This window comes from Nocardia sp. NPDC059177, from assembly GCF_042755165.1.
Lineage (GTDB): Bacteria > Actinomycetota > Actinomycetes > Mycobacteriales > Mycobacteriaceae > Nocardia.
Window position 1 is genome coordinate 84,631 of record NZ_JBHZBX010000002.1, and the last position, 25,235, is coordinate 109,865.

Below are 25,235 nucleotides of genomic sequence, written 5' to 3' on the forward strand. Positions count from 1 at the left end.
AGCCGGATACCGGCCCGGTTCCGCCGACCCCGGCGCGCCGCAACCGCCGTCGGCCTACCGGAACCAGCCGCGCCCGCCGCAGAGCGATCCGAACCGGCCGCAACAACCGGGCCCCGCGGGCCGCTCTGGTGAAATGCCCCGCGTCCCCGGCGCACCGGCCGATGAGTTCCGCCAGCCGCCGGGCGAACCGAATCCGCGGCAGCATCAGCCACCTGGCCCGGCCAACCGCTCCGGCGAGATGCCCCGCATCTCCGGCGCACCGGCCGATGAGTTCCCGCAGCAGCGCCCGGCGACCGGCCGACCCGGTATGCCCCCGCAGTCTCCGGGCTACGACGAGGCCGAGCGGACCCGTCGTCTGGGACCCGCCGACCGCGAACAAGGTCAGCGGCCAGGCGCCGGCAGGCCCGGCGAACCCCCGCATCGGCCAGGCCCGGCCGCACGCCCCGGCGAACCGGAGTACCCGAACCGCGCCGGATTCACCGACCGCCCCGGCGCTGCGCAACAGCAGCGCCCCGGCCAGGCCGCACGCTCTGGCGAACCGTCGCACCGTGGCCCCGGGCAACCGCTCGGCCCACGATCGGGCGAGTTCCCCCTGCAACCTCAGCCCGGCGGACCGCAGCAGCGTCTTGGTGGTCCCGATCCTCGCGGCGGGCACCGCCCCGGTGGCCCCGAGGCGCAGCACCCACGAGCAGGACAACGTCCCGGCCTGGACAGTCGCGCCGGCGATTCGGCGCAACCTGCCGACCAGAACCACCCCGCCGAGGCACCCCAGCGCGGGCCAGCCGGCGAGTTCCCGCCGCCGCGATTCGGTCCTCGCGACCTCCCGGGTGAACCTCGCCGACGAAACCCGGACGAGGTTCGCCCACGCGACCCGCAATCAGGCGAATTCCCCCAGCAATACGGCGGCCGCGGCCCTTCCGGCGAGCCTCCCCGGCGCGATGGTCGCCAGTACCCCGGTGAGGCACCGCCGCGCGGCCCGCAATCGGGCGAATTCCCGCAGCAGCCAGGGACTGGCCGTGGCGATGGGCAAGTGCCCGGTGCGCCGTTGGCCTACAGCGCGCAGCCGGGCGATTCCCCGCAGCAGCCACCGGGCCGGCGCGGTCCTGCCGATCGGCCGGGTGAGCCGGCGGCTCGTGGCGCGCAGTCGAGCGTCCCTGCGCAGCAGAGTCAGCCCGGTGTTGCGGCCAGGGGAGCGCAGTCCGGAGCCATTCCTCGGCAGCGGCGCCCTGAGCAGGGAGCCGGGCACGGTGATCGCCGTCCCGATGCGCCGGGACGTCCGCAGGGTCGCAGGACGGTGCCGCCGCCGTCGTATCCGGGTATGCCGGGCACACCGTTCGGCGCCGAGTCCGAGCGCCCACGTCGCGGCGGCGAGCGCGGGCGCGATCGGCAGCCCGTCGAGGACAACGCCTCGGCGAAGACGCAGCGGATCGCGCGGCCGAAGAAGGTCGAGGCCGACAAGCCGGAGACCGCGCAGAGCGCCAACGCGAAGCTGCTCAAGGATTCCGGGTCGATCGCGGTCGCGACACTCATCAGCCGGATCACCGGGTTCGCCAAGCAGCTGCTGTTACTGACCGTGCTCGGCCCGGCCATCGCCTCGGCGTTCACCTCGGCGAACCTGATCCCGAACATGATCGCCGAACTGGTGCTCGGCGCCGTGCTCACCGCGATCGTGGTGCCCACACTCATCCGCGCCGAACAGGAGGACGCCGACAACGGCGCCGCCTTCGTGCGCCGCCTGGTGACCGCGGCGTTCACCGTGCTCTTCGCCGCCACCGTGCTGACCTTGGCCGCGACCCCGATCCTGGCCACCCATGTGTTCGTCGCCGCCGACGGCAAGGTGAACACCGAGCTCACCACCGCGCTCACCTATCTGCTGGTGCCCGCGATCCTGTTCTACGGCATGTCCGCGCTGTTCACGGCCATTCTCAACACCAGACAGGCGTTCAAACCGGGTGCGTGGGCACCGGTGCTGAACAACGTCGTCGTGCTGGTCGTGCTGGCCGTCTACGCGCTCACACCGGGCGAGATCAGCCTCGATCCGGTCAAGATGGGCGATCCGAAACTGCTGGTTCTCGGCATCGGCATCACCGCCGGTGTCGCCACCCAGGCGCTGAGCCTGCTACCCGCGATCCGCAGGCACGGGATCAATCTGCGGCCGCTGTGGGGCGTGGACGCCCGGCTCAAGCAGTTCGGCCGGATGGGTGGCGCGATCATCCTGTACGTGCTGATCAGCCAGGTCGGCCTGGTCGTCGCGAACCACATCGCGTCCTCGGCCGACGAAGCGGGCCCGGCGATCTTCCAGAACGCCTGGCTGCTGCTGCAGCTGCCCTACGGCGTGCTCGGGGTGACCCTGCTGACCGCGATCATGCCGCGCCTGAGCCGTAACGCCGCCGCCGACGACACCCCGGCCGTGGTCGACGATCTCTCGGTCGCGACCCGGCTGACGATGATCGCGCTGATCCCGGTCGTCACCTTCCTGACACTGGCCGGACCGCAGGTCGGCGAGGCACTCTACGGTTACGCCCGTTTCGCCGGCGACGCCGAACGCCTGGGCGCCGCGGTGAGCTGGTCGGCGTTCTCGCTGATCCCGTACTCGCTGGTGCTCATCCATCTGCGCGTGTTCTACGCCCGCGAACAGGCCTGGACCCCGACCTGGATCATCCTCGGCATCACCGCGATCAAGATCCTGTTCTCCTCGCTGGCGCCGATCCTGGCCCGCAACAGCGACGACGTGGTGATCATCCTCGGCGTCGCCACCGGCCTCGGCTTCACCGCGGGCGCGGTGATCGGCGGCATGCTGCTGCACCGCAGCCTCGGTGATCTGCGGATGGCCAATGTCGGCCGGACCGTCACCCGGGTGCTGCTGGCCTCGATCGCGGGTGGCGCGGTGATGCTCATCGTCGACACCGTGACCCGGATGAACCAGCTCGACGGCGGCCTCGCCTCGCTGCTGCGGGTCTTCGTCGGCGCGCTGGTGATGTTCTCGGTGGCGTTCGCGCTGATGCGGCTGGCCGGGATTCCCGAGGTCGTGGCGATCACGGTGGCGATCTCGCGCCGGCTCGGCATCACCGACCCGGCGCCGGATCTGGGTCTCGACGACACGCCGTCCGACGACATCTACGCGACCACCGTGTTGCGCAGGCCCGACACCTACGCGTTCCCGTCCTACGAGCATTCGCTGGACACCCAGACGATGGTGCTGCCCATCATCCGGCCGGGCTCTGTTGACATCACCGGTCAGGCCCAGTTCCCGTACGCTGTTCGGCAGACCGACACGGGTGGCGAATTCGCCATAACCTCGAAAGATCAGCTCGAAGGAGGACCGAGGGTGAGCGATGACGCGGTGGGCGGCGACCCGGCCGCTGATTCTGCGGCGCGCGCAGCAGGAGGAATGTCCACCGATGTCGATCCTGCCGCGTCCGGCGCCATGGGATCCGACCATGCCGACACGCCCGACGACGCCGAATCGCCGCATAACAAAGCGGCGAATTCCCAGGCCATGCCGCCACACGATCCGGCCTACGACACCGGCATGCTGCCGATCCCGGTACCGCCGGCCGACGCTCGCCGGTCCCAGCGCGGCCCCAAGCTGATCCCCGGTGCCTCCGTCGCCGGCGGCCGGTACCGGCTGCTGGCCGGACACGGCGGCGCGCGCGGGCTGCGGTTCTGGCAGGCGCTCGACATCAAGCTCGACCGCGAGGTCGCGCTGACTTTCGTCGACGCCGACCAGAAGTCCGGCGAGAACTCCGGCCACGACGGCCCGCAGGCCATCCTGTCGCGCACGCTGCGCCTCGGCCGGATCAACTCGCCCGGTCTGGCAAGGGTCCTCGACGTGGTGCGTGGCAGCTCCGGCGGCATCGTGGTCGCCGAGTGGACCCCGGGCCGGTCGCTGCGGGAGATGGCCGAGACGGTGCCATCGCCGATCGGCGCGGCCAGGGCCATCCGCGCGCTGGCCTCGGCGGCCGAACTCGCTCATCGCGGCGGCGGCTCGCTGTCGATCGATCACCCCGACCGCATCCGGATCAGCGCCTCCGGCGACGCCGTGCTGGCCTTCCCCGGCACGCTCGGCGATTCCGACGCGCAGTCCGATGTGCGCGGTCTCGGCGCCATGCTCTACGCGCTGATCACCGCGCGCTGGCCGATCCGGGTCGGTGGCGTCACCGGCAGCGCGGCCACCATCGGCGGCCTGCACCTGGCCGATTTCGGCCCCGACGGCACGCCGGTGGAGCCGCGTCAGATCCGGCCCGAGGTGCCGTTCGAGATCTCGGCCGTCGCGGTCCGCTCGCTGGAGTCGAACAAGGGCGTGCGCACGGCGGCGACTGTGCAGCACGTGCTCGAGCAGGCCTCGGTCGTCGATCAGAAGACCGATTTCATCCCGGTGCTGCGGCTGGGTCAGCGGGCGGTGGCCAGTGGTCCCGATTCGCTGGCCGATCCGGAACTGCTCGCCGCCGAGCGGGAACGCTCCAAGCGGATGATGTGGATCATGGTCGGGCTCGGTGTGCTGGCCGCGCTGGTGGTCGGCATCCTGATCTGGTGGATGGTCAGCATCTTCGCGCCCGGGGCCTCGGACAAGCCACTGGACCAGCAGATCAATATCGGGCTCACCTCGAGTGTGGCGCCGCCGCCTGCCGCGTCGGCGCCGCCCGCCGAGGAACCGAAGCCGTCGTCGACGAGTGTGCCGGTGCCGGTCACCGGCGCCGCGGTGTTCTCCCCGGAGGGCACCCCGGACGGGGCGGAGTCGGCAGGCGCGATCCTGGATCAGAACCCGACCACGCTGTGGCGCACCGATCAGTACTTCCAGCAGTTCCCGGCGCTCAAGAAGGGCGTCGGCCTGCTGGCCACCCTGCCCACGCCGGCGAAGCTGACCAATGTCTCGATCGACTCGCCCAGCGCGGGCAGCAAGGTCGAGATCCGCACCTCGCCGACCGAGACGCCCACGCTCGACCAGACCCAGCTGATCGGTTCGGCGGAACTCGGTGAGGGTGTCACCGATATCGCCGTGCAGACCGATCAGGCAGCTCGTTTCGTGCTCGTGTGGATCACCGGACTGGCCAATTCGGGCGGTCAGTTCCAGACCTCGATCGCCGAGGTCCGCTTCGACGCCGCGCCCTAGCCCCGCGCCGCACCTCCTCCCACCGCCATCAGCGCTGGTCGACGCCTGTTTCCGGATCGAGAGCCGCTGTTCACCGAACCGCGGTCCGGTTGGTGCACGATTGTTATCGGCGATATGATCACAGCCGCGCTCCCGGCAGGGAGCTACCCAGGATCTGTCGACGTCGGTCCTGGACGCCGCGTGTAGTCAGGTGATGGTTCGGCCTCGTTCGCCGACGTGTTGTCGCCGTAATGAGCGCTGTCCAAGGGGTCAGGTGTTGTCGCCGGAAGTCAACGAGCAAGTCCGTGGGGGGACAACTCGGCCGAACGCGGCCCATGATCGTTCGTTTCTCGAGAACAGCAGCGATAAGCAGTTACTGGCCGCCCATGTGCGCGGTGCGCCGCCGCACGCGTTCGCCGAACTGCTGCGCAGGCACCAGGACCATCTGTGGCAGACGGCGCTGCGTACCTCCTACAGCCGCGAGGACGCCGCCGATTCGCTGCAGGACGCGCTGCTCTCGGCGCACCGCACCGCGAGCTCGTTCCGCGCCGAGGCCGAGGTGCGCAGCTGGTTGCACGCCATCGTCGTCAACGCCTGCCTGGACCGGATCCGGCGCAACAAGACCCGCCGGGCGATCTCGATCACACCCGACACCATGCCCGAGGCGGTCGAGCCGCGCGACGAGTTCGCCGAGTACGAGTTGTCGACGGTGGTGGCGGAGGCGTTGTTCACGCTGCCCGAGGATCAGCGGTTGGCCCTGGTGATGACCGAGATGGAAGGCCGCAGCGTGGCCGAGACCGCCGCCGCGCTCGGCGTGGCGGAGGGCACGATCAAGAGCCGTTGCTCCCGGGCGCGCGTACGTTTGCAAGAACGTTTGGAATTTTTCCGGGATCCAGGGAACCGGATCTAGTCGGGATGCGTCATTAACAGTGACGAACAAGTCAGCGATGTAAATCCTGCGATCCGATATCGACAGAACAGGGGAGGTGCGAGGGTGGCCCGATCCGTGCCGCAGCCGCCGTTCCCGTCGGAACTGCTGGCCGATCTGCACGCCGACAATCTCGCGCCCGAACTCAGCGAGCAATTGTGGCCCCAGGTCAGCACCGACCCCGACGCGCTGCGCTACCTGAACCAACTCGACGAAGTCAACGCACACCTACGCGCCTTGGGCACCGACGACCGCGTCGTGCACCGCATGCCCGACGACGTGGCCGACCGCATGTTCCGCTTCGTCGCCGAACTCGACGCGGGGGACGGGCCAACCGAACGGCTCACCACCGCACCCGCCGCCGAACTCGACGACGGGCCAACCGAACGGCTGTCCACCGCACTAAACGACGGTCCCACCGAGCGACTCGGCACCGCGCCGCCGAGCCCGGCGCCGATCTCGCTGGACGCCTACCGATCCCGCTCCCGGCGCCGGATGGGTCTGCTGGCCGCGGCCGCCGCCGCTGTCGTCGTCTTGGCCGGGGCGGGCGCGGTGATCACCACCCTGGACACCACCGCGGGCACCCCGACCGCCGCCCCGGCCCCCGACCCGTCCGGTGACGAACTCACCACCGCCGCCGCGCTCAGCGCGCTCGGCAAACGGGAGGTGCGCGGCCCACTGTCCGACGAGACGGCGCTCACCCGCTGTGTGCAGGCCAACGGCATCGACCGCGGCGTGCTCGGTGCGTCGAGCATCACCTTCCGCGGTGACGACGCGGTGCTGGTGCTGGTGCAGGGGCCGGCCGTGCCGACCATTACCGCGCTGGTCGTCGGCCCGGGTTGCACCACCGGTGCGCCGCAGCAGCTCGCGCTGCGCGACATCGGCTGAGCCGACCTGTCGCGGGAGCAGCGTCGCACCGGGAACAACACCGTTTAGGCTGTTGTTGACCGACACGTCCCAGCTCGTCTTTCGGAAGGCCCCCATGAGCACGCCAGTTCGCGACCTGATCATCGTCGGATCGGGACCCGCCGGCTACACGGCCGCCGTCTACGCCGCCCGCGCCGAATTGTCGCCCCTGGTCTTCGAGGGCACCCAGTTCGGTGGCGCCCTGATGACCACCACCGAGGTGGAGAACTTCCCGGGCTTCCGCGAAGGCATCATGGGCCCGGATCTGATGGAGCAGATGCGTGAGCAGGCCAAGCGTTTCGGCGCCGACCTGCGCACCGAGGACGTCGACGCGATCGACCTGTCCGGCCCGATCAAGAAGGTCACCGTGGGCGAGGAGACCTACGAGGCCTACGCGATCATCCTGGCCATGGGTTCGGCCGCGCGCTACCTGAACGTGCCGGGGGAGCAAGACCTGCTCGGCCGCGGCGTGAGCGCCTGCGCCACCTGCGACGGCTTCTTCTTCAAGGGCCAGGACATCGTGGTGGTCGGCGGCGGCGACTCCGCCATGGAGGAGGCCACCTTCCTCACCAAGTTCGCTTCGAGCGTCACCGTGGTGCACCGTCGCGAGGAGTTCCGCGCGTCGCGGATCATGCTCGAGCGGGCCAAGGCCAACGAGAAGATCAAGTTCGTGCTCAACGCCGAGGTCGCGAAGGTCAACGGCGAGAACAGCGTCAGCAGCCTGACCCTGCGCGACACCCGCACCGGCGAGGAGTCCGAGCTGGCCGCGACCGGCCTGTTCGTCGCCATCGGCCACGACCCGCGCAGCGAACTGGTCAAGGGCCAGGTCGCGCTCGACGCGGAAGGCTATGTGCAGGTGAATGATCCGGGCACCGCCACCGAGGTCGCCGGCGTCTTCGCCGCGGGCGACCTGGTCGACCACACCTACCGGCAGGCGATCACCGCCGCGGGCACCGGCTGCCGCGCCGCGATCGACGCCGAGCGCTGGCTCGCCGAGCAGGGCGACATCACCGCCAACACCCTTGCCAACGCCGACGGCTCCGCCAACTAGTTCCACCCCTCGCTAGGAGACACCCCATGGCCGACAGCGCCAACACCATCACCGTCACCGATCAGTCCTTCGCCGACGACGTCCTGCTCAGCGAAAAGCCGGTGCTGGTCGACTTCTGGGCCGATTGGTGCGGCCCGTGCAAGATGGTCGCCCCCGTGCTGGAGGAGATCGCGGGCACCCACGCCGAGAAGCTGACGATCGCCAAGCTCGACACCGAGGCCAACCCCGGCATTGCCCGCGACTACCAGATCCTGTCGCTGCCGACCATGATCCTGTTCCAGGGGGGCAAGCCGGTGAAGCAGATCGTGGGCGCCAAGGGTAAGGCGGCGCTGCTGCGCGAGCTGGACGGCCTCATCTAGGGCCGGACGGCATCTGACAAAAGCGCCTCCTACCGGCCGACGCGCCGTAGGATGCCTGCACCCGGGATTCCCGCAATACGGCCCGGGTCTGAGACAATCGACGGACGCTCCGGCCGAAGGAAAGGGCTCTCACGCATGCACCGACTTCGTCACGGCGATTCAGGACCAGCCGTAGCAGAGGTTCGGAGCACCCTCGCCAGCCTCGGTTTCCTGCATTCGCCGCACGGTGACTCCTGGAAGGACACCGACGCGGTGTTCGATCGTCCGCTCGATTCGTCGGTGCGGGCGTTCCAGCAGCAACGCGGACTGCTCGTCGACGGGGTGGTCGGTCCGGCCACCTATCGCGCGCTGAAGGAAGCTTCCTACCGCCTGGGTGCTCGCACGCTGATCTATCAACTGTCCGCCCCGCTCTACGGTGACGACGTGGCCACCCTGCAGCGCAAGCTGCAGGACCTCGGCTTCTACGTGTACCGCGTCGACGGCTATTTCGGCCCGCACACCCACGAGGGACTCAGCGCCTTCCAGCGCGAGATCGGCCTGTCCGCCGACGGTATCTGCGGTCCGGACACGTTGCGCTCGCTGGATCTGCTCGGCGCCCGCGTCACCGGCGGCAACCCGCACCGCATCGCCGAGGAAGAGGTGGTGCACCGGGCGGGCCCGCAGCTCACCGGCAAGCGGATCGTGATCGATCCCGGATTCGGCGGCCCGGACAAGGGTTTCGCGGTGCCGACCGAGTTCGGTGACGTCTTCGAGTCGGAGATCCTGTGGGATCTGGCCTCCCGGCTCGAGGGCCGGATGGCCGCCACCGGCATGGAGACCTTCCTGTCGCGGCCGTGGGGCGCCAACCCCACCGATGCCGAACGCGCGGAAACCTCCAACGACTTCGACGCCGACCTGATGATCTCGCTGCGCTGCGCCACCAGCGACAACCCGTCCGCCAAGGGCGTGGCCGGCTTCTACTTCGGCAACTCGCACGGCTCGGTGTCGATGATCGGGCAGGTGCTGGCCGGGTTCATCCAGCGCGAGGTCGTCGCCCGCACCTCGGTGCAGGACTGCCGGACCCACCAGCGCACCTGGGATCTGTTGCGGCTCACCAAGATGCCGACCGTGCAGGTCGACCTCGGCTACCTCACCAACGACTACGACGCCTCGGTGCTGACCAATCCGCGCATGCGCGATGTGATCGCCGAAGCCATCCTCATCTCGGTGAAGCGGCTCTACCTCCTCGGCCAGGACGACCAGCCCACCGGCACCTACACCTTCGCCGAACTCCTCGCCGAAGAACTCGCCGCCGCGGAGTCAGGTAGCGTCCCCGCCCCGCGCGTCTGAGGATTCCTACGAAAACGGCCCCTGGTTTTCCAGGGGCCGTTTGTCGTCAGACCTGGCCGGTGGTCACCAATCGCAGCTGCGCCTGCGCGAGGAGTTGGTCGAGGGCGTGTTCGACGTCTTCCTTCCAGCCGTGATCGGAGTCGAGCTCCAGGCGCAGCCGGGGGAAGCGGTGATGCGGGGCCACCACTTCGAAACCGACGTCGGTGAGGAAATCGGCGTCGATCATGCAGGTTTCGGGCGTGCACTGAGTGGCCGCCGCCGGATCACGCAGCGGAGCCGCGATCCGTTCCATCAGCCGCATCGACGAACCGAGGCCACGGTCGGCCAGGGCGCTGGTCGGCGGTCCGTTGCGAATGCCGAACGCCTCCAGCGCGCGCACGCCACGACGCACCAGATCGGCCACCACCGCCTGCACGAGCCGGTGGGCTACATCGGCCTCGTCGTAGGGGAATTCGGCCTGCAGCGTGGTCAGCAGGACCGCGTCCGGGCTCACGGGGGAGGTGGGGAACAGCGACGACCGCGGCACCGCACTCGGGGGCGAGTACAGGGCGCAGCCGGCGATATTGTTGTCGACCTGAGCCACCTGACCGCACGAACCCCATTCGAGCATCACGGTCGAGAGCCAGGCTTCCTTTTCGAAAACCGGATCACTGAAAGCGTGTGAGTCGGCAGCGACGGCCGGATCGAGCTCCCAGAACACACACCGCCGGGTGTGCGCCGGAAGCCGATCGAGTCCGTCGAGGGTCAATGCCGTGACGCTGGTCGACACTGCTCTGCTCAGCCTCCAGCTATCCGATTCATCCACGCTCACGCCACATCACTATCCACAGTAATGCCGCCTCTTTCAATTAGGCTGGGAGGTCCCCGTCACAGTGACGTTTCAGGGCCTGCTTGCTCCATCAGCGCCACAATGCGCTCGAGATCTTCGACGGAGCCGAACTCCACTACGATCTTGCCCTTACGTTTACCGAGGCTGACCGTGACGCGAGTGTCGTAAGAACCCGACAGCCGCTCGGCCACTTCCTGCAGACCCGGCATGTGAATCGGCTTGCGCTTCGGCGCCGGGGGAGCGACCTCCGAGGGGTTGCGATTGGCGAGCGTCACCGCTTCTTCGGTGGCTCGCACCGATAGTCCCTCGGCGACGATCCGCGCCGCCAACACTTCCTGTGCGTCCGCCCCGGCATCCAGACCGAGCAGCGCCCTGGCATGGCCGGCCGAGAGAACTCCGGCCGCCACCCGACGCTGCACGGGAATCGGCAACTTCAGCAATCGGATCATATTCGTCACGACGGGTCGGGACCGCCCGATTCGGGTAGCCAATTCCTCGTGCGTGACATCGAACTCTTCGAGCAGCTGCTGATAGGCGGCCGCCTCTTCGAGCGGGTTCAGCTGGACGCGATGGATGTTCTCCAGCAGCGCGTCGCGCAGCATCGAGCCGTCGGCGGTATCGCGGATGATCGCCGGAATGGTGGCCAGTCCGGCTTCCTGGCACGCGCGCCACCGGCGCTCGCCCATGACCAACTGGAACTTGTCGGCCCCCGGCGCGACGCGACGCACGACGATCGGCTGCATCAAACCGAACTCGCGGATCGAGTGCACCAGCTCGGCCAGCGCCTCTTCCTCGAAGACCGAACGCGGCTGCTTCGGGTTCGGCTCGATCTGATCCGCCGGGATCTCGCGGTACACCGCGTCGCCGGGGGACACCAGCTCGGCGGCCGGCTCCGGCTCCGGTTCGGCATCCGGAACGCGATGCAGGAACGCCTCGGCCGGCTGCGGCCCGATCGGATTGATGCCGATCACGCTCGCCGCGGCACTGCTGAGACCCGGCGTCGCCGCCGGACCCGTCGGGATCAACGCGGCCAATCCGCGACCGAGACCGCCCTTTTTCGCCTGACTCATCGGCTACCGATCCCTTCCTCGTTCCAACACACCACTACGACGCGTCTTGCTTCAGCTGAGCGCGACTCGCCAGTTCCCGGCCGGCGTCCATGTAGCTCATCGCGCCACGGGAACCCGGATCGTAATCGAGCACGGTCATCCCGTAGCCCGGCGCCTCCGAAACCTTCACACTGCGCGGGATCATCGACTTCAGCACAACATCGCCGAAGTGGTTGCGCACCTCTTCGGCGACCTGGTCGGCCAGCTTGGTGCGGCCGTCGTACATCGTCAGCAGCACGGTCGACACGTGGAGTTCGGGATTGAGATGCGACTGCACCAGGCCGATATTGCGGATCAACTGGCCGACGCCCTCGAGCGCGTAGTACTCGCACTGGATCGGGATCAGCACCTCCTTGGCCGCCACGAGTGCGTTGACGGTGAGCAGGCCGAGGGAGGGCGGGCAGTCGATGAGGACGTAATCGATGTCGTAACCGGCGATGGCCGCCTCGTGGATCGCCGTCTTCAGCCGACCCTCGCGGGCGACCATCGACACCAGTTCGATCTCCGCGCCGGCGAGGTCGATGGTGGCCGGCACGCACAGCAGCCGTTCGCTGTGCGGGCTCTGCTGGATCGCATCTTTGACCGCGACCTCACCGATCAGCAGCTCGTAGCTGGACGGCACCCCGGAGTGGTGCGCGACGCCCAGCGCGGTACTCGCGTTGCCCTGCGGATCGAGATCGACGACGAGCACCGTCATGCCCTGATGCGCTAGCGCAGCAGCGAGATTGACCGTGGTCGTCGTCTTACCGACGCCGCCCTTCTGGTTGGCGATGGTGATGATCCGTTGCTCGCGGGGTTTCGGCACAGTGACCTTTCCTGGATGCAGAATCTGGCTGGCGCGTTGCGCTTCCGCCGCGATCGGGGTCTCGGCCGGGGAGATGTGCCCGAAAGGAGTATTCCCGAACGTCTCCGCGTCGAAGTTGCTGGAATCCAGCATCCCCGGGACCCGCGACGCTGTTTCCCGTGAAACATTCGCCGGACCGCTCGACATAGACTGCTCCTAACCCGAGAAACTTCAGATCACGTACCCGACCGAGCGTCGGCGCCGTGTCATCGCATATCAGTGCGGCGTGGCATCATCCACATCACCGTGGTTCAGAGGCACACGCCCGACTGTGAACAGCTTGCCAGCACTACGACAGTTAGGAAAGCTGAATCGCGGCACGGCGGCGAGGACACGCCCGACTGTGTCGAATTCCGCCCCCGGCGAAGTTGTTTCACGGGAAACACCGGGGGAGGGGCGGTGCCGAATCATCGCAGCGCGCCCGCCCGCGTTCCACGTGAAACACGCGCCGGGTTGACCGAATCAGCTCGTGCAGCAGGCTTCTCGGAGCCTGTTTCCGACTCTCCGTCGGAGCAACCGGATTTGGCAAGTGGGGCACCCTAGGCAACCACCCTCGGACACTTTCGTCACGTTACGTAAGCGGAAACCCGCTCCCGCAAGGATCAGGTCAGGGCTACCGGCGCTTGCGCGCCTTCTTCTCCGCACCCGCGGCCTTGCGTCCCGCGCGACGCGTCGGACGCTCGGCCCGGGGGAGCAGTTCCGCGCTGATCACCAGCGTCGGAATTTCGACGATCCCCGCACCGCAGCCGACGACGCGAAGATCGGTGGCGCCATCGCGAATCAGCTCGGCGCCATCGCGTTCGAGTTCCTCGGCGGCACTGGTGCCCTTGAGTGCGAGCATCCGGCCGTGGTCGCGCAGCAGGGGAAGCGACCAGTGCGCCAGCTTGGCGAGCGGGGCGACCGCACGCGAGGTGACGACATCCGCGCCGCCCGCTTCCTTGATGACTCCCGACTGCTCGGCCCGGCCGCGGACCACCCGCACCTCGAGACCCGCCTCCTCGATGAACTCGCTGAGGAACACCGTGCGGCGCAGCAACGGCTCCACGAGAGTGATGCGCAGATCCGGTCGCGCGATGGCCAACGGAATGCCGGGGAGCCCGGCGCCACTGCCGATGTCGACGACCGAGGCGCCCTCCTCGATCAGCTCACCGATGACCGCACAGTTGAGGATGTGCCGCTCCCATAGCCGGGGCACCTCACGGGGACCGATGAGACCACGTTCCACGCCGGCGGTCGCCAGTGCCGCGCAGTAGCGGCGGGCGAGGTCCAGGCGGTCGCCGAAAACCCGCGCGGCAGCGGCGGGCGGTTCGAGCTCGGCGGACAGCGCACCCAGTTCTCGTTCCACGTGAAACATCCTTCCGAGTGGAGATCGTTCGCATCATCGGGCATGAATAAGGCCCCCGGTCCGCGACCGGAGGCCTATCCACAAGCAATCGTGGTAGCGGCGAAATCAGCCTACTCGGGCACGACCACCACATGACGATTCGGCTCCACGCCTTCGCTCTCGCTCGCGACGCCCTCGATATCGGCGACCGCGTCGTGAACGATCTTGCGCTCGAACGGCGTCATCGCCGACAGCGCCTCGGGCTTGCCCGACTCCAGCACCCGCTTGGCCGCGGCCACGCCGAGCTCGCTCAGATCCGCGCGGCGCTGCGCGCGCCAGCCGGCCACATCGAGCATCAGGCGGCTGCGCACACCGGTCGCCTGCTGCACGGCCAGGCGGGTCAGCTCCTGCAGCGCGTCGAGGACTTCGCCGTTGCGGCCGACCAGCTTGGTCAGATCGCGGCCGCCGTCGATGCTCACGATGGCGCGATCACCCTCGACATCGAGGTCGATATCGCCGTCGAAGTCGAGCACATCCAGCAGCTGCTCGAGGTAGTCGCCCGCGATCTCGCCCTCTTCGATCAACGCTTCCTCGGCGTCGTTCACGACGTCAACAGTCGTCGCCACAGTGGCGTCCCCTCCGTCGGTCTCGGTCTCAACAGTCATTGGATTCCCTCTATCCGGTCGCGTCTCAGCGCTTACGCTTCTGGTTCGCACGGCCACGGTTTCCCGGCCGTTGCTGCCCGCCGGGCCGGCGCTTGCCGCCCTGCTTGGCCGACTGCTTGGGGGTGCCGTTGCTCGCGGCGGTGCCGTTCGAGGAAGACCCGTCGGCGGCCGGAGCGTCCTGCTTCTTGCGGACGTCGACCGGTTTGACGCCGGGCTTCGGCGCGTTCTGCGCGCGCTGCTCCAGCTTCTTGGCCTTCTTCTCTTCTTCTTCCTTCTCCATCCGGCCGAACACCAGGTGCTGCTGTCCGTAGGTCCAGATGTTGTTGGCCACCCAGTAGAGCAGGATGCCGATCATCAGGAAGGGGCCACCGACCATCACACCGAGCGGGAAGACCCACAGCGACAGCTTGTTCATGATCGCGGCCTGCGGGTTGGCCGCGGCTTCCGGCGTCTGCCGCTGCACCGAGGCGCGGGCGTTGAAGTGGGTCGCGACACCGGCGATCACCATCAGCGGAATCGCCACCAGGGCGATGGTCAACCGGGTCGGCGTGCCGCCCCAGTCGGCGAAGCCTTCGAGCTCGTTCTGCGGCGCGGTGATGAAGGCGGCGATCGGCGCACCGAAGATGCGGGCGCTCAGGAACGACTGGACGTCGGCCGCCGAGAAGATGTAGTTGCCGATATTGGCGTTCTCTTCGGGCGTCAGACCCAACTGGCCGAAGCCGTGGCCGGTGCGGTTGAACGAGCGCAGCACATGGAACAGACCGAGGAAGACGGGCACCTGCACCAGGACCGGCAGACAGCCCATCAGGGGATTGAAGCCGTGGTCCTTCTGCAGCTTCTGCATCTCCCGCGCCATGGTCTCGCGGTCGTTCTTGTACTTCTTCTGCAGCTCCTTGATCTGGGGCTGCAGCTCCTGCATCTGCTTGGTCGTGCGGACCTGCTTCACGAACGGCTTGTACAGCACGAGCCGCAGCGTGAAGACCAGGAAGACGATGGCGAGGCTCCAGGCGAGCCCACTGTCAGCTCCGAACACAAAGCCGAAGGCCTTGTGCCAGAACCACAGAATCGCGGATACCGGCCAATAGATGATGTCGAGCACGGCTCTAGGTACTCCCGTCGTTCGTATCGCCGATCAGCGCGGGCGATGACTTTGTGAAGGCATTCGACCCGCGCTCCGGCACGGGATCCCACCCCCCAGGGTGCCAGGGCGCGCATTTGGCCAGGCGCACGACCGTCAGTACCGACCCGACCAGCAGGCCGCGCGTCCGCAGCGCGGTCACCGCGTACTCACTACAGGTGGGGGTGAACCGGCAGATCGGCATCCGGGTGGGGGAGACATAGGTCCGGTACAGCTCGATCAGGAAGATCAGCGCGTTCGCGGGGAGTCGGGTGAGGGTCCGCATCAGGGGGCACCGGCCGAGGTGCGACCGAGCGCGGGCTCCGGAGCCTGATGCAAGCCCAGCTTGCGCAGTCCGGTGCGCAGCTGGCGCAGCAATTCGGCGGAATCGGCGGTCGCCGCGCCGGGCAGCGCCCGGATCACGACATCGGTGCCGATGGGTACTTCGTCGACCACCTGGCCGCACATATGACGCAGGCGGCGGGCCACCCGGTGGCGAACCACCGCGTTACCCACCGCCTTGCTGACAATCAGCCCGAACCGCGGACCGCCTACGCGAACCAGCGAATCGCCGTCGGCGACATCGTCGTACGCGTGCGTGAACGCGTGTACGACGAGATCTCGCCTCCCGATTCGCTGACCGCGGCGCACCGTGCGGGAGAATTCGGCACGGTGGTGCAACCGATACGGCTCAGGCAACACCCGAGCGTCCGACTACGCGCGATCAGGCAGTCAGTTCGGCACGGCCCTTACGGCGGCGCGCCGAAACGATGGCGCGACCCGCACGGGTGCGCATCCGGAGGCGGAAGCCGTGCACGCGCGCCCGACGACGGTTGTTCGGCTGGAACGTCCGCTTGCCCTTGGCCACGGTCAACACTCCTCGAGTTGGTGGGCACCGGTGAGGTGCCCGAAGTTTTCGGTGATTCGGATGTCTGCGCAGCGGACCGCGGTCTACGCGCAGATTGCCTTGGCGATCGACGTGCAGCACACAGCCGCCACCGCGCCAAGGGGTGACTGTCTGAGGGTACTGATACCGCTGGACAGGGTCAAACTCGGCCCCCAGCTCCGCGCAGCGGGTACGAAGTCCGGCATAACCGGCGCTGCGTCGCTCGACACGCCCGGCGCCAGGGGCCTATCCGGGGCTCTTTTCGTGAGTTCTTCCACACCTCTGGCCTTCTGCGGCCCGGCCAGCTAGCCTCTGTAGCCGGGGGATTGCTGCAGAACCGCAGGTACCAGCCCCATTCACTGCCACACGCTGGCAGAATTCCTCTATCCCCAGGTTTGTCCACATCTGTGGATAATTGTGTGGACAAACGGCCGGAGTGGCATATTCGGTGCTCCAACGAACCGGTCCGGGGAGGACTCTGCATGGATGACGAGCAGAACGTGTTGGCCACGGTATGGCCGGAAGTTGTTGCCGAACTCACCACCGGTTCGGCCGACGGCGCCATTCCCGCGGTCAGCCGCGCCCAGCAGGCGTGGCTGAAACTGGTCAAACCGCTGACCGTCGCGCAGGGCTTCGCGTTGCTGTCCGTTCCCTCCTCCCTGGCACAGGAAGCGATCGAGCGCGATCTGCGCGAACCGATTCTGCGTTCGCTGGGCCGCAGGCTCGGCCCGCAGGTCGAAGGACTCGGCGTGCGCATCGCCGCGCCGGTCCCGGCCGCGGGGGAGCGGGCCGGTAGTTCGCCCCGGCACGCCAGGATGACCAGCAGGCCCGAGCGCCCGCGCGAACAGACGCGCCCGCCGGCCGGCTACCCCGGTCCCGATTTCAGCGTCCCCGACTACGCCGCGCGCGGGGAGTACGGCAGGCCGCGCTACGGCACCGGCGAGTTCGAGTACCAGTCCGCACCGGAATATCCGGGCGGCGGGGAGTACGCCAACGGCTACGGCGGCCGCGGCGAGTACGGCGAGCGCCCCGACTACGCCGCGCACCGGGAGTACCCGGCCGAATCGGAGTACCAGCAGCCCGAATACCAGCAGCGACGGGAAGATCAGCTGCACAGCCAGGCCGACTATCAACAGTCGGACTACCAGCAGCAGTCCGATTACCAACAGCAGCCGGACTTCCAGCAGGCCGCCGAGTACAAGAGCCAGGAGTACCCGGGCGAGCGTGGCGAGTTCCCCGGTGCCGACTACGAGCCGACCGCCGCGTACCCCGTGTCCGACTTCGCCGGTGGCGAGTTCGGTGGCCGCGGTGAGTTCCGTGGTGGCAGGCCCGAGCAGCGCGCACCCGAGACGGCCCCGCCGTCGCGGCGCGAGCAGGGTGGTTCGCCGCGGCGCGAGCACATCCCACCCGGTCAGGAATCGTTGTTCACGCCCGATCCGCCGCCGCAGCGCGCGCCGGGCAGGCCGCGACCGCAGGCCGAGGAGCCGATCGCCGCGCGGGTCGAGGAAGCACCGGCCGAGGCCGCCGCGGAGGGGCCGTTCCCCGGCCAGCCCGGCGCCGAGTCCACCGACGACGAGCCCGTGGTCGACGCGCGCAACAACTGGCCGACCTATTTCAGCAAGTCGCCCGAGGCGCCGCCCCACCAGTCGTCCTCGGCGAGCCTGAACGCCAAGTACACCTTCGAGACCTTCGTCATCGGCGCGTCCAACCGCTTCGCGCACGCCGCCGCGGTGGCCATCGCCGAAGCACCTGCGCGCGCCTACAATCCGCTGTTCGTCTGGGGCGCCTCGGGTTTGGGCAAGACGCACCTGTTGCACGCGGCGGGTCACTACGCCCAGCGGCTGTTTCCGGGGATGCGGGTGAAGTACGTGTCCACCGAGGAGTTCACCAACGACTTCATCAACAGCCTGCGCGACGACCGCAAGGTCGCGTTCAAGCGCCGTTACCGCGAGACCGACATCCTGCTCGTCGACGACATCCAGTTCATCGAGGGTAAGGAAGGTATCCAGGAGGAGTTCTTCCACACCTTCAACACCCTGCACAACGCGAACAAGCAGATCGTGGTGTCCTCGGATCGCCCGCCCAAGCAGCTGGCGACGCTGGAGGAGCGGCTGCGGACCCGCTTCGAGTGGGGCCTGATCACCGATGTGCAGCCGCCCGAGCTCGAGACCCGCATCGCGATTCTGCGGAAGAAGGCGCGGATGGACCGGCTCGACGTGCCGCACGACGTGCTGGAACTGATCGCCAGCCGGGTGGAACGCAATATCCGGGAACTCGAGGGCGCGCTGATCCGGGTGACGGCCTTCGCCTCGCTCAACGGGCAGCCGCTGGATCTGTCGCTGGCCGAGGTGGTGCTGCGTGATCTGATGCCCGACACCGCGGCGCTGGAGATCAATGCCGCGACGATCATGGCGGTGACGGCGGAGTACTTCAACACCACCCTCGAGGAGCTCACCGGTCCCGGCAAGGCGCGCCCGCTCGCGCAGGCCCGCCAGATCGCCATGTACCTGTGCCGTGAGCTCACCGATCTGTCGCTGCCCAAGATCGGCCAGGCCTTCGGCCGCGACCACACCACGGTGATGTACGCGGAGAAGAAGGTGCGCAAGGAGATGACCGAGCGCCGGCGCGTGTACGACCAGGTTCAAGAACTCACAGCCCGAATCAAACAGCGCTCGCGCTGATTTCATCCACAGCCCCGAACACCGCCCTGACCTGGGGCGGTGTTCTTTTTCGCCCTGTGGATTCCTCGAGGAATCCCTGTGGAATCCTCGAGGAATCCACCGGTTGTCCACCGGTTTGCGCACAGGGGCTGGGGAGCGAGTGGGGAGAATCTACCCACAGGGAGTTGTCCACATCTTCCACAGGCTGCTCCGCTCACAGGCAGACAGGCTCGCTGACCTGCGCCGCTGCCGAAATCGCCCTGTGGATTCCTCGAGGAATTCGTGTGGAGTCCTCGAGGAATCCACGGGGTTGCTACCAGGGTGCCCCCGCATGTGAACAACAGGGTGAATCCGGTGGAACAACTCGAGGACAACTCGAGGATGGATCTGGGACAACTTCGTCCGTCCCCAGACGGCTCCGATTCATCCTCGAGTCACTCCACGGCCATCCCCAAGCCGACATGCCCGCTGACCTGGGGATTCGGGCGAAGTCCACAGATTCCACAGTGCCTACTACTACTTCAGTTCTCATTCTTGGAGAGATCTCTTGAAAACAGGGTGTGTGGAAAGTCGGATCGGGACGCTCGGCTCGGTTGCTCGTTCACTCACAGGCAGCAAGGAGGAGAGGGGGACCGTCGAGCACGTGTGGATCCGCCGGGAGGGTCGATGTGGGGTTCGCGGGTAATCCGGGTACCGTTTGGTTGTCGACAGGTGTGCGAGACTCGGTGAGAGGACAAATCGGGCGATGGAGCTTGCGAGCATGAAGTTTCGGGTCGCCCGGGAGGATTTCGCCGAGTCGGTGGCCTGGGTGGCCCGTAGTCTCCCGTCCCGCCCGCCCGTGCCCGTCCTGGGCGGTGTGCTGCTGGTGGCCGACGAGAACGGCCTGACGGTCTCCGGGTTCGACTACGAGGTCTCCGCGCAGATGCGCGTCGCGGCCGAGGTCGCCGGTGCGGGCCAGGTGCTGGTCTCGGGCCGGCTGCTCGCCGACATCACCAAGGCGCTGTCGAACAAGCCGGTGGACGTCTCCGTCGACGGCACCCGCGTGCTCATCGCCTGTGGCAGCGCCAAGTTCTCGCTGCCGACCATGCCGGTCGAGGATTATCCCCAGCTGCCCGAGGTTCCCCAGCAGACCGGTGAACTGAGTGTGGATGTTTTCGCCGAGGCGGTCGGCCAGGTCGCCGTCGCCGCTGGCCGGGACGACACCCTGCCCATGCTCACCGGTATCCGGGTGGAGATCGAGGGCAACGACGTGGTGCTCGCGGCCACCGACCGGTTCCGGCTGGCCGTGCGGCACCTGCAGTGGCAGCCCACCCGCCCCGACATGGAGACCGCGGTGCTCATCCCCGCGCGCACACTGTCGGAGTCCGCGAAGACCCTCGGCGCCACCGACGCGCCCGTGCAGCTCTCGCTGGGCAGTGGTGGCGGGGCCGACGGCCTGCTCGGCATCGTCAACGCGGGCCGCCGGACCACCACGCGCCTGCTGGACGCCGAATTCCCCAAGTTCCGCCAGTTGCTCCCCAAGGAGCACACTTCCATCGCCACGCTGCCCGTGTCGGCCCTGTCCGAGGCCATCAAGCGGGTGGCCCTGGTGGCCGAGCGCGGCGCCCAGGTGCGCCTGGAGTTCTCCACCGACGGCGTGCTGCTGTCGGCGGGTGGGGACGACGCGGGCCGGGCCGAGGAATGGCTCGAGGCCGACTTCCGTGGCGAAGCGCTGACCATCGCGTTCAATCCCGGCTACCTGACCGAGGGCCTGTCGGCGCTGCACGCGGACCGGGTCACCTTCGGATTCACCACGCCCAGCCGCCCCGCGGTGCTGCTGCCCGCCTCCGACGAGGAGCCCAAGGTGCTGGAGTCCGGTGCGTTCGCGGCGCTGGAGAGCCAGTACATCTACCTGCTGATGCCGGTCCGGCTGCCCGGCTGAGCCGGCCCGCGCGGGTAGTCCGGCATGTTCATCCGTGCGCTGTCGGTCCGTGATTTCCGGTCGTGGGAACACGCCGAGCTGGAGTTGTCCCCAGGCCGCACGGTGTTGCTGGGGTCCAACGGCAACGGCAAGACCAATCTGCTCGAAGCGGTCGGTTACCTGTCGACGCTCGGCTCGCACCGGGTCTCCGCCGACGCGCCGCTGATCCGGATGGGTGCCACCCAGGCGCGGATCGGGGCCAGTGTGGTCAACACCGGCCGCGAGCTGCGAGTCGATGTCGAGTTGCGGGCGGGCAGCGCCAATCGCGCGCAGATCAACCGTTCACCGGTACGCCGGTCCAGGGAGATCCTCGGCATTCTGCAGACGGTGCTGTTCGCCCCGGAGGATCTGGCGCTGGTGCGTGGCGACCCGGGGGAGCGGCGCCGGTTCCTCGACGAGTTGTGCACAGCCCGCCTGCCCAGGCTGGCCGGGGTGCGCGCCGACTACGACAAGGTGTTGCGGCAGCGCTCGGCCCTGTTGAAAACCGCTGGGCGGCAGGTGCGTTCGCGGACCGATCTGAGCACCCTCGACGTGTGGGACGGGCATCTGGCCGAGCATGCCGCGGTGTTGCTGGCGCAGCGGCTGCGGCTGGTCCACGACCTGTATCCCTTTCTGGCACAGTCGTATCGGTCGATCGCGCCCGAATCACGGCCTGCCGCAATCGCTTACCGGTCGGGTTATCTGCCGCCGGAGTTCCTCGACCCGGCCAGGGCGCCCGCGGCCGACGACACCGAGCAGCTGCACGCGATCGTGTTGCGTGAGCTGGCGGCCGCGCGGGGGCGCGAACTCGATCGCGGGGTGTGTCTGGTCGGCCCGCACCGTGACGACCTGGACCTGATGCTCGGCAGCGCGCCTGCCAAGGGATTCGCCAGCCACGGCGAATCCTGGTCGTTCGCGCTGGCGCTGCGGCTGGCCTCGTTCGAGTTGCTGCGCAGCGCGGGCACCGAGCCGGTGCTGCTGCTCGACGACGTGTTCGCCGAACTCGACCGGCGCAGGCGGACCGCGCTGGCCGAGTTCGCCGCCGGTGCCGAGCAGGTGCTGATCACCGCGGCGGTTGCCGAGGATGTGCCGCCGGAGCTGGCCGCCGAGCCGTTGCGGGTGCAGACCACCGGCGAGGCCGATCAGCGGGTGTCGCGGATCGTGCCCGAGCCGGCCGAAGATATGCACAGGTAGCGATAGTTATCAACAGCACCTGTGGAAAACCGGCAACATGCTGGACATATCCCGGTTCGGCGCATCGCGGCGCTGTCGGTGCCCCGGCGTAGACTCTGTGCACACTCAGCCCCCAGCGACCCGGAAGGCGGAACACCCGTGCAGGACGAACCGGCACCGGAGCTGCGCGGGATCGATCTGGCCCGCCGTGCGCTGGAGGAGGCGCGGGCCGCGGCCAAGGCCAGTGGCAAGTCGGTCGGGCAGGGCAGGGCCTCCCCGGTCCGCAAGCTGCGCGCCGGTGGCCGCCGCCGTAGCGGCTGGTCCGGCGCCGGTCCCGACGCGCGCGATCCCCAGTTGCTGTCGGCGCTGACCGGTTCGATCGCGAAGAGTCGTGGCTGGTCGGGCAAGGTGGCCGAGGGCATGGTGTTCGGGCGCTGGGCCGGCGTGGTCGGCGAGGACATCGCCGCGCACGCCACCCCGGTGACGCTCGAGGGCGGCGTGCTCAAGATCGCGGCCGAGTCCACCGCCTGGGCCACCCAGCTGCGCATGCTGCAGAGCCAGCTTCTGGCCAAGATCAACGCGGCGGTCGGCCACGGTGTGGTCACCCAGCTGCGGATCACCGGCCCCGCCGCCCCGAGCTGGCGCAAGGGTGAACGGCACATCAAGGGCCGTGGCCCGCGCGACACCTACGGGTAGTGGATAAACCGCTGGTGGGCAGTGCGCCGGCGACCACCGGCCCGGACGCGAGCCTATTCGCGTCTACGACCGGCAAAATTCTCTGCGTGGCGGAAACATCTCGCCGTGGATCGATTTCTTGCATTCACGGCGGCGCCAGGGGTGTCGTAGGTGCACTGTAAGTTGGGCTTACCAGTAGGATGGTGACGTAACCAGCGGCGAACCCTCGGCGCGTGCTGTGCAGCCGTTCGCGAGCTGTCCGGCGCCAGGGATCAGCAAGTAAGGAGAGCTACCGACAAGTGGCTGCCAACGATTCCAACGCATCGGGCAACAAGCAGGGCTACGGTGCCTCCTCCATCACGGTCCTCGAAGGGCTGGAGGCGGTCCGCAAACGCCCCGGCATGTACATCGGCTCGACCGGTGAACGCGGTCTGCACCACCTCATCTGGGAGGTTGTGGACAACTCGGTCGACGAGGCGATGGCCGGTTACGCCTCCCGTGTCGATGTCACGCTGCTGGCCGACGGCGGCGTCGAGGTCATCGACGACGGCCGTGGCATCCCCACCGCCATGCACGCGCAGGGGGTGCCGACCGTCGAGGTCGTCATGACCCAGCTGCACGCGGGCGGCAAGTTCGACTCCGACTCCTACGCCGTCTCCGGTGGTCTGCACGGTGTCGGCATCTCGGTGGTCAACGCGCTGTCGAGCAAGCTGGAAGCCGAGATCGACAACGACGGCTACCACTGGACCCAGACCTACAAGGACGCCAAGCCGGGCAAGCTGATCCAGGGCGAGGCGACCAAGCGCACCGGCACCACGATCCGGTTCTGGGCCGACCCGGACATCTTCGAGACCACCACCTACAACTTCGAGACGGTTTCGCGCCGCCTGCAGGAGATGGCCTTCCTGAACAAGGGCCTGACCATCACCCTGACCGACGAGCGGGTCAGCGAATCCGACGTCACCGACGAGGTCGTCAGCGAGACCGCCGAGGCGCCCAAGCATGCCGAGGACGGTGCCGAGGCCCCGGCCGAGCCCAAGGTCAAGACCCGCACCTACCACTACCCGGGCGGCCTGGTCGACTTCGTGCGCCACATCAACCGCACCAAGACCGCCATCCACAACTCGGTGGTGGGCTTCACCGGCAAGGGCACCGGCCACGAGCTCGAGGTCGCGATGCAGTGGAACTCGGGCTACTCCGAGTCCGTGCACACCTTCGCCAACACCATCAACACCCACGAGGGCGGCACCCACGAAGAGGGCTTCCGCGCGGCGCTGACCACGGTGGTCAACAAGTACGCCAAGGAGAAGAAGCTCCTCAAGGAGAAGGACGGCAACCTCACCGGTGACGACATCCGCGAGGGCCTGGCCGCCATCGTGAGCGTCAAGGTCGGCGAGCCGCAGTTCGAGGGCCAGACCAAGACCAAGCTGGGCAATACCGAGGTCAAGTCGTTCGTGCAGCGTGCCTGCAACGAGCACCTGACGCACTGGTTCGAGGCCAACCCGGCCGACGCCAAGACCATCGTGCAGAAGGCGGTCTCCTCGGCGCAGGCCCGCGTCGCCGCGCGCAAGGCGCGTGAGCTGGTGCGCCGCAAGTCGGCCACCGATCTGGGCGGGCTGCCCGGCAAGCTGGCCGACTGCCGGTCCAAGGACCCGAGCAAGTCCGAGATCTACATCGTGGAGGGCGACTCCGCCGGCGGCTCGGCCAAGTCCGGCCGCGACTCGATGTACCAGGCGATCCTGCCGTTGCGCGGCAAGATCATCAATGTCGAGAAGGCCCGCATCGACCGCGTCCTCAAGAACAACGAGGTCCAGTCGATCATCACCGCCTTCGGCACCGGCATCCACGACGAGTTCGACATCGCCAAGCTGCGCTATCACAAGATCGTGCTGATGGCCGACGCCGACGTCGACGGCCAGCACATCTCGACGCTGCTGCTCACCCTGCTGTTCCGCTTCATGCGCCCGCTGATCGAGCACGGGCACGTGTACCTGGCCCAGCCGCCGCTGTACAAGCTCAAGTGGCAGCGCAGCGATCCCGAGTTCGCCTACTCCGACCGGGAGCGCGACGGTCTGCTCGAGGCCGGTCTGGCCGCGGGCAAGAAGATCAACAAGGACGATGGCGTCCAGCGCTACAAGGGTCTGGGCGAGATGAACGCCAAGGAGCTGTGGGAAACCACCATGGATCCGTCGGTGCGGGTGCTTCGTCAGGTGACGCTCGACGACGCGGCCGCGGCCGACGAGCTGTTCTCGGTGCTGATGGGCGAGGACGTGGAGGCGCGTCGCAGCTTCATCACCCGCAATGCCAAGGACGTCCGCTTCCTCGACGTGTAGCCGGCGCAGCGCGGTG

Annotated in this window: 20 protein-coding genes; 11 read left to right on the forward strand and 9 right to left on the reverse strand. The window is 68.2% G+C overall.

Translation table 11 applies throughout. The annotated features are described in order from the left end of the window. Positions 1-1,318: 1,318 nt before the first annotated feature. The 6 genes from ACFXK0_RS03570 to ACFXK0_RS03595 all read left to right on the forward strand — a co-directional run bounded on the left by ACFXK0_RS03570 (position 1,319) and on the right by ACFXK0_RS03595 (position 9,665). Entirely contained in the window at positions 1,319-5,113 is a 3,795-nt protein-coding gene (locus tag ACFXK0_RS03570; RefSeq protein ID WP_379408155.1) for a murein biosynthesis integral membrane protein MurJ, read from the forward strand. A 256-nt stretch (positions 5,114-5,369) separates the two neighbouring features. Next, positions 5,370-6,002 (forward strand): RNA polymerase sigma factor SigM, encoded by a 633-nt coding sequence (gene sigM / locus ACFXK0_RS03575; protein ID WP_379408467.1) that lies wholly within the window; start codon positions 5,370-5,372, stop codon positions 6,000-6,002. A gap of 84 nt (positions 6,003-6,086) precedes the next feature. After that, a complete protein-coding gene (locus ACFXK0_RS03580) occupies positions 6,087-6,908 on the forward strand; it encodes a hypothetical protein (protein ID WP_379408156.1) in 822 nt (273 codons plus the stop codon). 94 nt (positions 6,909-7,002) lie between these two features. Continuing rightward, complete coding sequence (trxB, locus tag ACFXK0_RS03585) at positions 7,003-7,977, forward strand: thioredoxin-disulfide reductase (protein ID WP_379408157.1); 975 nt, start codon at positions 7,003-7,005, stop codon at positions 7,975-7,977. 26 nt (positions 7,978-8,003) lie between these two features. Continuing rightward, positions 8,004-8,336, forward strand: coding sequence for a thioredoxin (gene trxA / locus ACFXK0_RS03590; RefSeq protein ID WP_379408158.1), 333 nt, complete (start codon positions 8,004-8,006; stop codon positions 8,334-8,336). A 135-nt stretch (positions 8,337-8,471) separates the two neighbouring features. Further along, the gene (locus tag ACFXK0_RS03595; RefSeq protein ID WP_379408159.1) at positions 8,472-9,665 is read left to right on the forward strand and encodes an N-acetylmuramoyl-L-alanine amidase; all 1,194 of its coding nucleotides are present in this window, start codon (positions 8,472-8,474) and stop codon (positions 9,663-9,665) included. Between the two features lie 46 nt (positions 9,666-9,711). Here ACFXK0_RS03595 and ACFXK0_RS03600 read toward each other — a convergent pair whose 3' ends face one another. The 9 genes from ACFXK0_RS03600 to rpmH form a co-directional block, all read right to left on the reverse strand. Then, complete coding sequence (locus tag ACFXK0_RS03600) at positions 9,712-10,434, reverse strand: GNAT family N-acetyltransferase (protein ID WP_379408160.1); 723 nt, start codon at positions 10,432-10,434, stop codon at positions 9,712-9,714. A gap of 98 nt (positions 10,435-10,532) precedes the next feature. Then, positions 10,533-11,564, reverse strand: coding sequence for a ParB/RepB/Spo0J family partition protein (locus ACFXK0_RS03605; RefSeq protein ID WP_379408161.1), 1,032 nt, complete (start codon positions 11,562-11,564; stop codon positions 10,533-10,535). Positions 11,565-11,598: 34 nt separating this feature from the next. Next, a complete protein-coding gene (locus ACFXK0_RS03610; protein ID WP_379408468.1) occupies positions 11,599-12,540 on the reverse strand; it encodes a ParA family protein in 942 nt (313 codons plus the stop codon). A 520-nt stretch (positions 12,541-13,060) separates the two neighbouring features. Beyond that, entirely contained in the window at positions 13,061-13,801 is a 741-nt protein-coding gene (rsmG, locus tag ACFXK0_RS03615) for a 16S rRNA (guanine(527)-N(7))-methyltransferase RsmG (RefSeq protein ID WP_379408162.1), read from the reverse strand. A gap of 101 nt (positions 13,802-13,902) precedes the next feature. Continuing rightward, positions 13,903-14,436 carry a protein jag gene (locus tag ACFXK0_RS03620; RefSeq protein WP_375932076.1) on the reverse strand — a complete coding sequence of 178 codons (534 nt, stop codon included), beginning with the start codon at positions 14,434-14,436 and terminating at the stop codon, positions 13,903-13,905. 25 nt (positions 14,437-14,461) lie between these two features. Then, complete coding sequence (gene yidC, locus ACFXK0_RS03625; protein WP_379408163.1) at positions 14,462-15,535, reverse strand: membrane protein insertase YidC; 1,074 nt, start codon at positions 15,533-15,535, stop codon at positions 14,462-14,464. Positions 15,536-15,539: 4 nt separating this feature from the next. Next, positions 15,540-15,839: a membrane protein insertion efficiency factor YidD gene (gene yidD / locus ACFXK0_RS03630; protein WP_336084606.1), complete on the reverse strand. Its 300-nt coding sequence runs from the start codon at positions 15,837-15,839 to the stop codon at positions 15,540-15,542. Continuing rightward, positions 15,839-16,255, reverse strand: a complete 417-nt coding sequence (gene rnpA / locus ACFXK0_RS03635) for a ribonuclease P protein component (protein WP_379408164.1) — start codon at positions 16,253-16,255, stop codon at positions 15,839-15,841. The genes yidD and rnpA overlap by 1 nt, the downstream gene beginning before the upstream one ends. A 22-nt stretch (positions 16,256-16,277) precedes the next feature. After that, positions 16,278-16,421, reverse strand: a complete 144-nt coding sequence (gene rpmH, locus ACFXK0_RS03640) for a 50S ribosomal protein L34 (RefSeq protein ID WP_005516618.1) — start codon at positions 16,419-16,421, stop codon at positions 16,278-16,280. A gap of 500 nt (positions 16,422-16,921) precedes the next feature. Here rpmH and dnaA point away from each other — a divergent pair, with 500 nt between their 5' ends. The 5 genes from dnaA to gyrB all read left to right on the forward strand — a co-directional run bounded on the left by dnaA (position 16,922) and on the right by gyrB (position 25,219). Further along, positions 16,922-19,120 (forward strand): chromosomal replication initiator protein DnaA, encoded by a 2,199-nt coding sequence (gene dnaA / locus ACFXK0_RS03645; RefSeq protein ID WP_379408165.1) that lies wholly within the window; start codon positions 16,922-16,924, stop codon positions 19,118-19,120. Between the two features lie 724 nt (positions 19,121-19,844). Next, positions 19,845-21,020, forward strand: coding sequence for a DNA polymerase III subunit beta (gene dnaN, locus ACFXK0_RS03650; protein ID WP_379408166.1), 1,176 nt, complete (start codon positions 19,845-19,847; stop codon positions 21,018-21,020). Between the two features lie 24 nt (positions 21,021-21,044). Further along, complete coding sequence (gene recF / locus ACFXK0_RS03655) at positions 21,045-22,232, forward strand: DNA replication/repair protein RecF (protein ID WP_379408167.1); 1,188 nt, start codon at positions 21,045-21,047, stop codon at positions 22,230-22,232. A gap of 138 nt (positions 22,233-22,370) precedes the next feature. Next, a complete protein-coding gene (locus tag ACFXK0_RS03660; RefSeq protein WP_379408168.1) occupies positions 22,371-22,907 on the forward strand; it encodes a DUF721 family protein in 537 nt (178 codons plus the stop codon). 278 nt (positions 22,908-23,185) lie between these two features. Continuing rightward, complete coding sequence (gene gyrB / locus ACFXK0_RS03665; RefSeq protein WP_379408169.1) at positions 23,186-25,219, forward strand: DNA topoisomerase (ATP-hydrolyzing) subunit B; 2,034 nt, start codon at positions 23,186-23,188, stop codon at positions 25,217-25,219. Positions 25,220-25,235 lie beyond the last annotated feature (16 nt).

Coding starts and splice junctions, on each gene's coding strand:
- ACFXK0_RS03570 (WP_379408155.1), top strand. CDS start 1,319: ATGCCGGGCACACCGTTCGGCGCCGAGTCCGAGCGCCCACGTCGCGGC.
- trxB (WP_379408157.1), top strand. CDS start 7,003: ATGAGCACGCCAGTTCGCGACCTGATCATCGTCGGATCGGGACCCGCC.
- trxA (WP_379408158.1), top strand. CDS start 8,004: ATGGCCGACAGCGCCAACACCATCACCGTCACCGATCAGTCCTTCGCC.
- ACFXK0_RS03595 (WP_379408159.1), top strand. CDS start 8,472: ATGCACCGACTTCGTCACGGCGATTCAGGACCAGCCGTAGCAGAGGTT.
- ACFXK0_RS03605 (WP_379408161.1), bottom strand. CDS start 11,564: ATGAGTCAGGCGAAAAAGGGCGGTCTCGGTCGCGGATTGGCCGCGTTG.
- ACFXK0_RS03610 (WP_379408468.1), bottom strand. CDS start 12,540: ATGCTGGATTCCAGCAACTTCGACGCGGAGACGTTCGGGAATACTCCT.
- rsmG (WP_379408162.1), bottom strand. CDS start 13,801: ATGTTTCACGTGGAACGAGAACTGGGTGCGCTGTCCGCCGAGCTCGAA.
- ACFXK0_RS03620 (WP_375932076.1), bottom strand. CDS start 14,436: ATGACTGTTGAGACCGAGACCGACGGAGGGGACGCCACTGTGGCGACG.
- yidD (WP_336084606.1), bottom strand. CDS start 15,839: ATGCGGACCCTCACCCGACTCCCCGCGAACGCGCTGATCTTCCTGATC.
- dnaA (WP_379408165.1), top strand. CDS start 16,922: ATGGATGACGAGCAGAACGTGTTGGCCACGGTATGGCCGGAAGTTGTT.
- dnaN (WP_379408166.1), top strand. CDS start 19,845: ATGGAGCTTGCGAGCATGAAGTTTCGGGTCGCCCGGGAGGATTTCGCC.
- recF (WP_379408167.1), top strand. CDS start 21,045: ATGTTCATCCGTGCGCTGTCGGTCCGTGATTTCCGGTCGTGGGAACAC.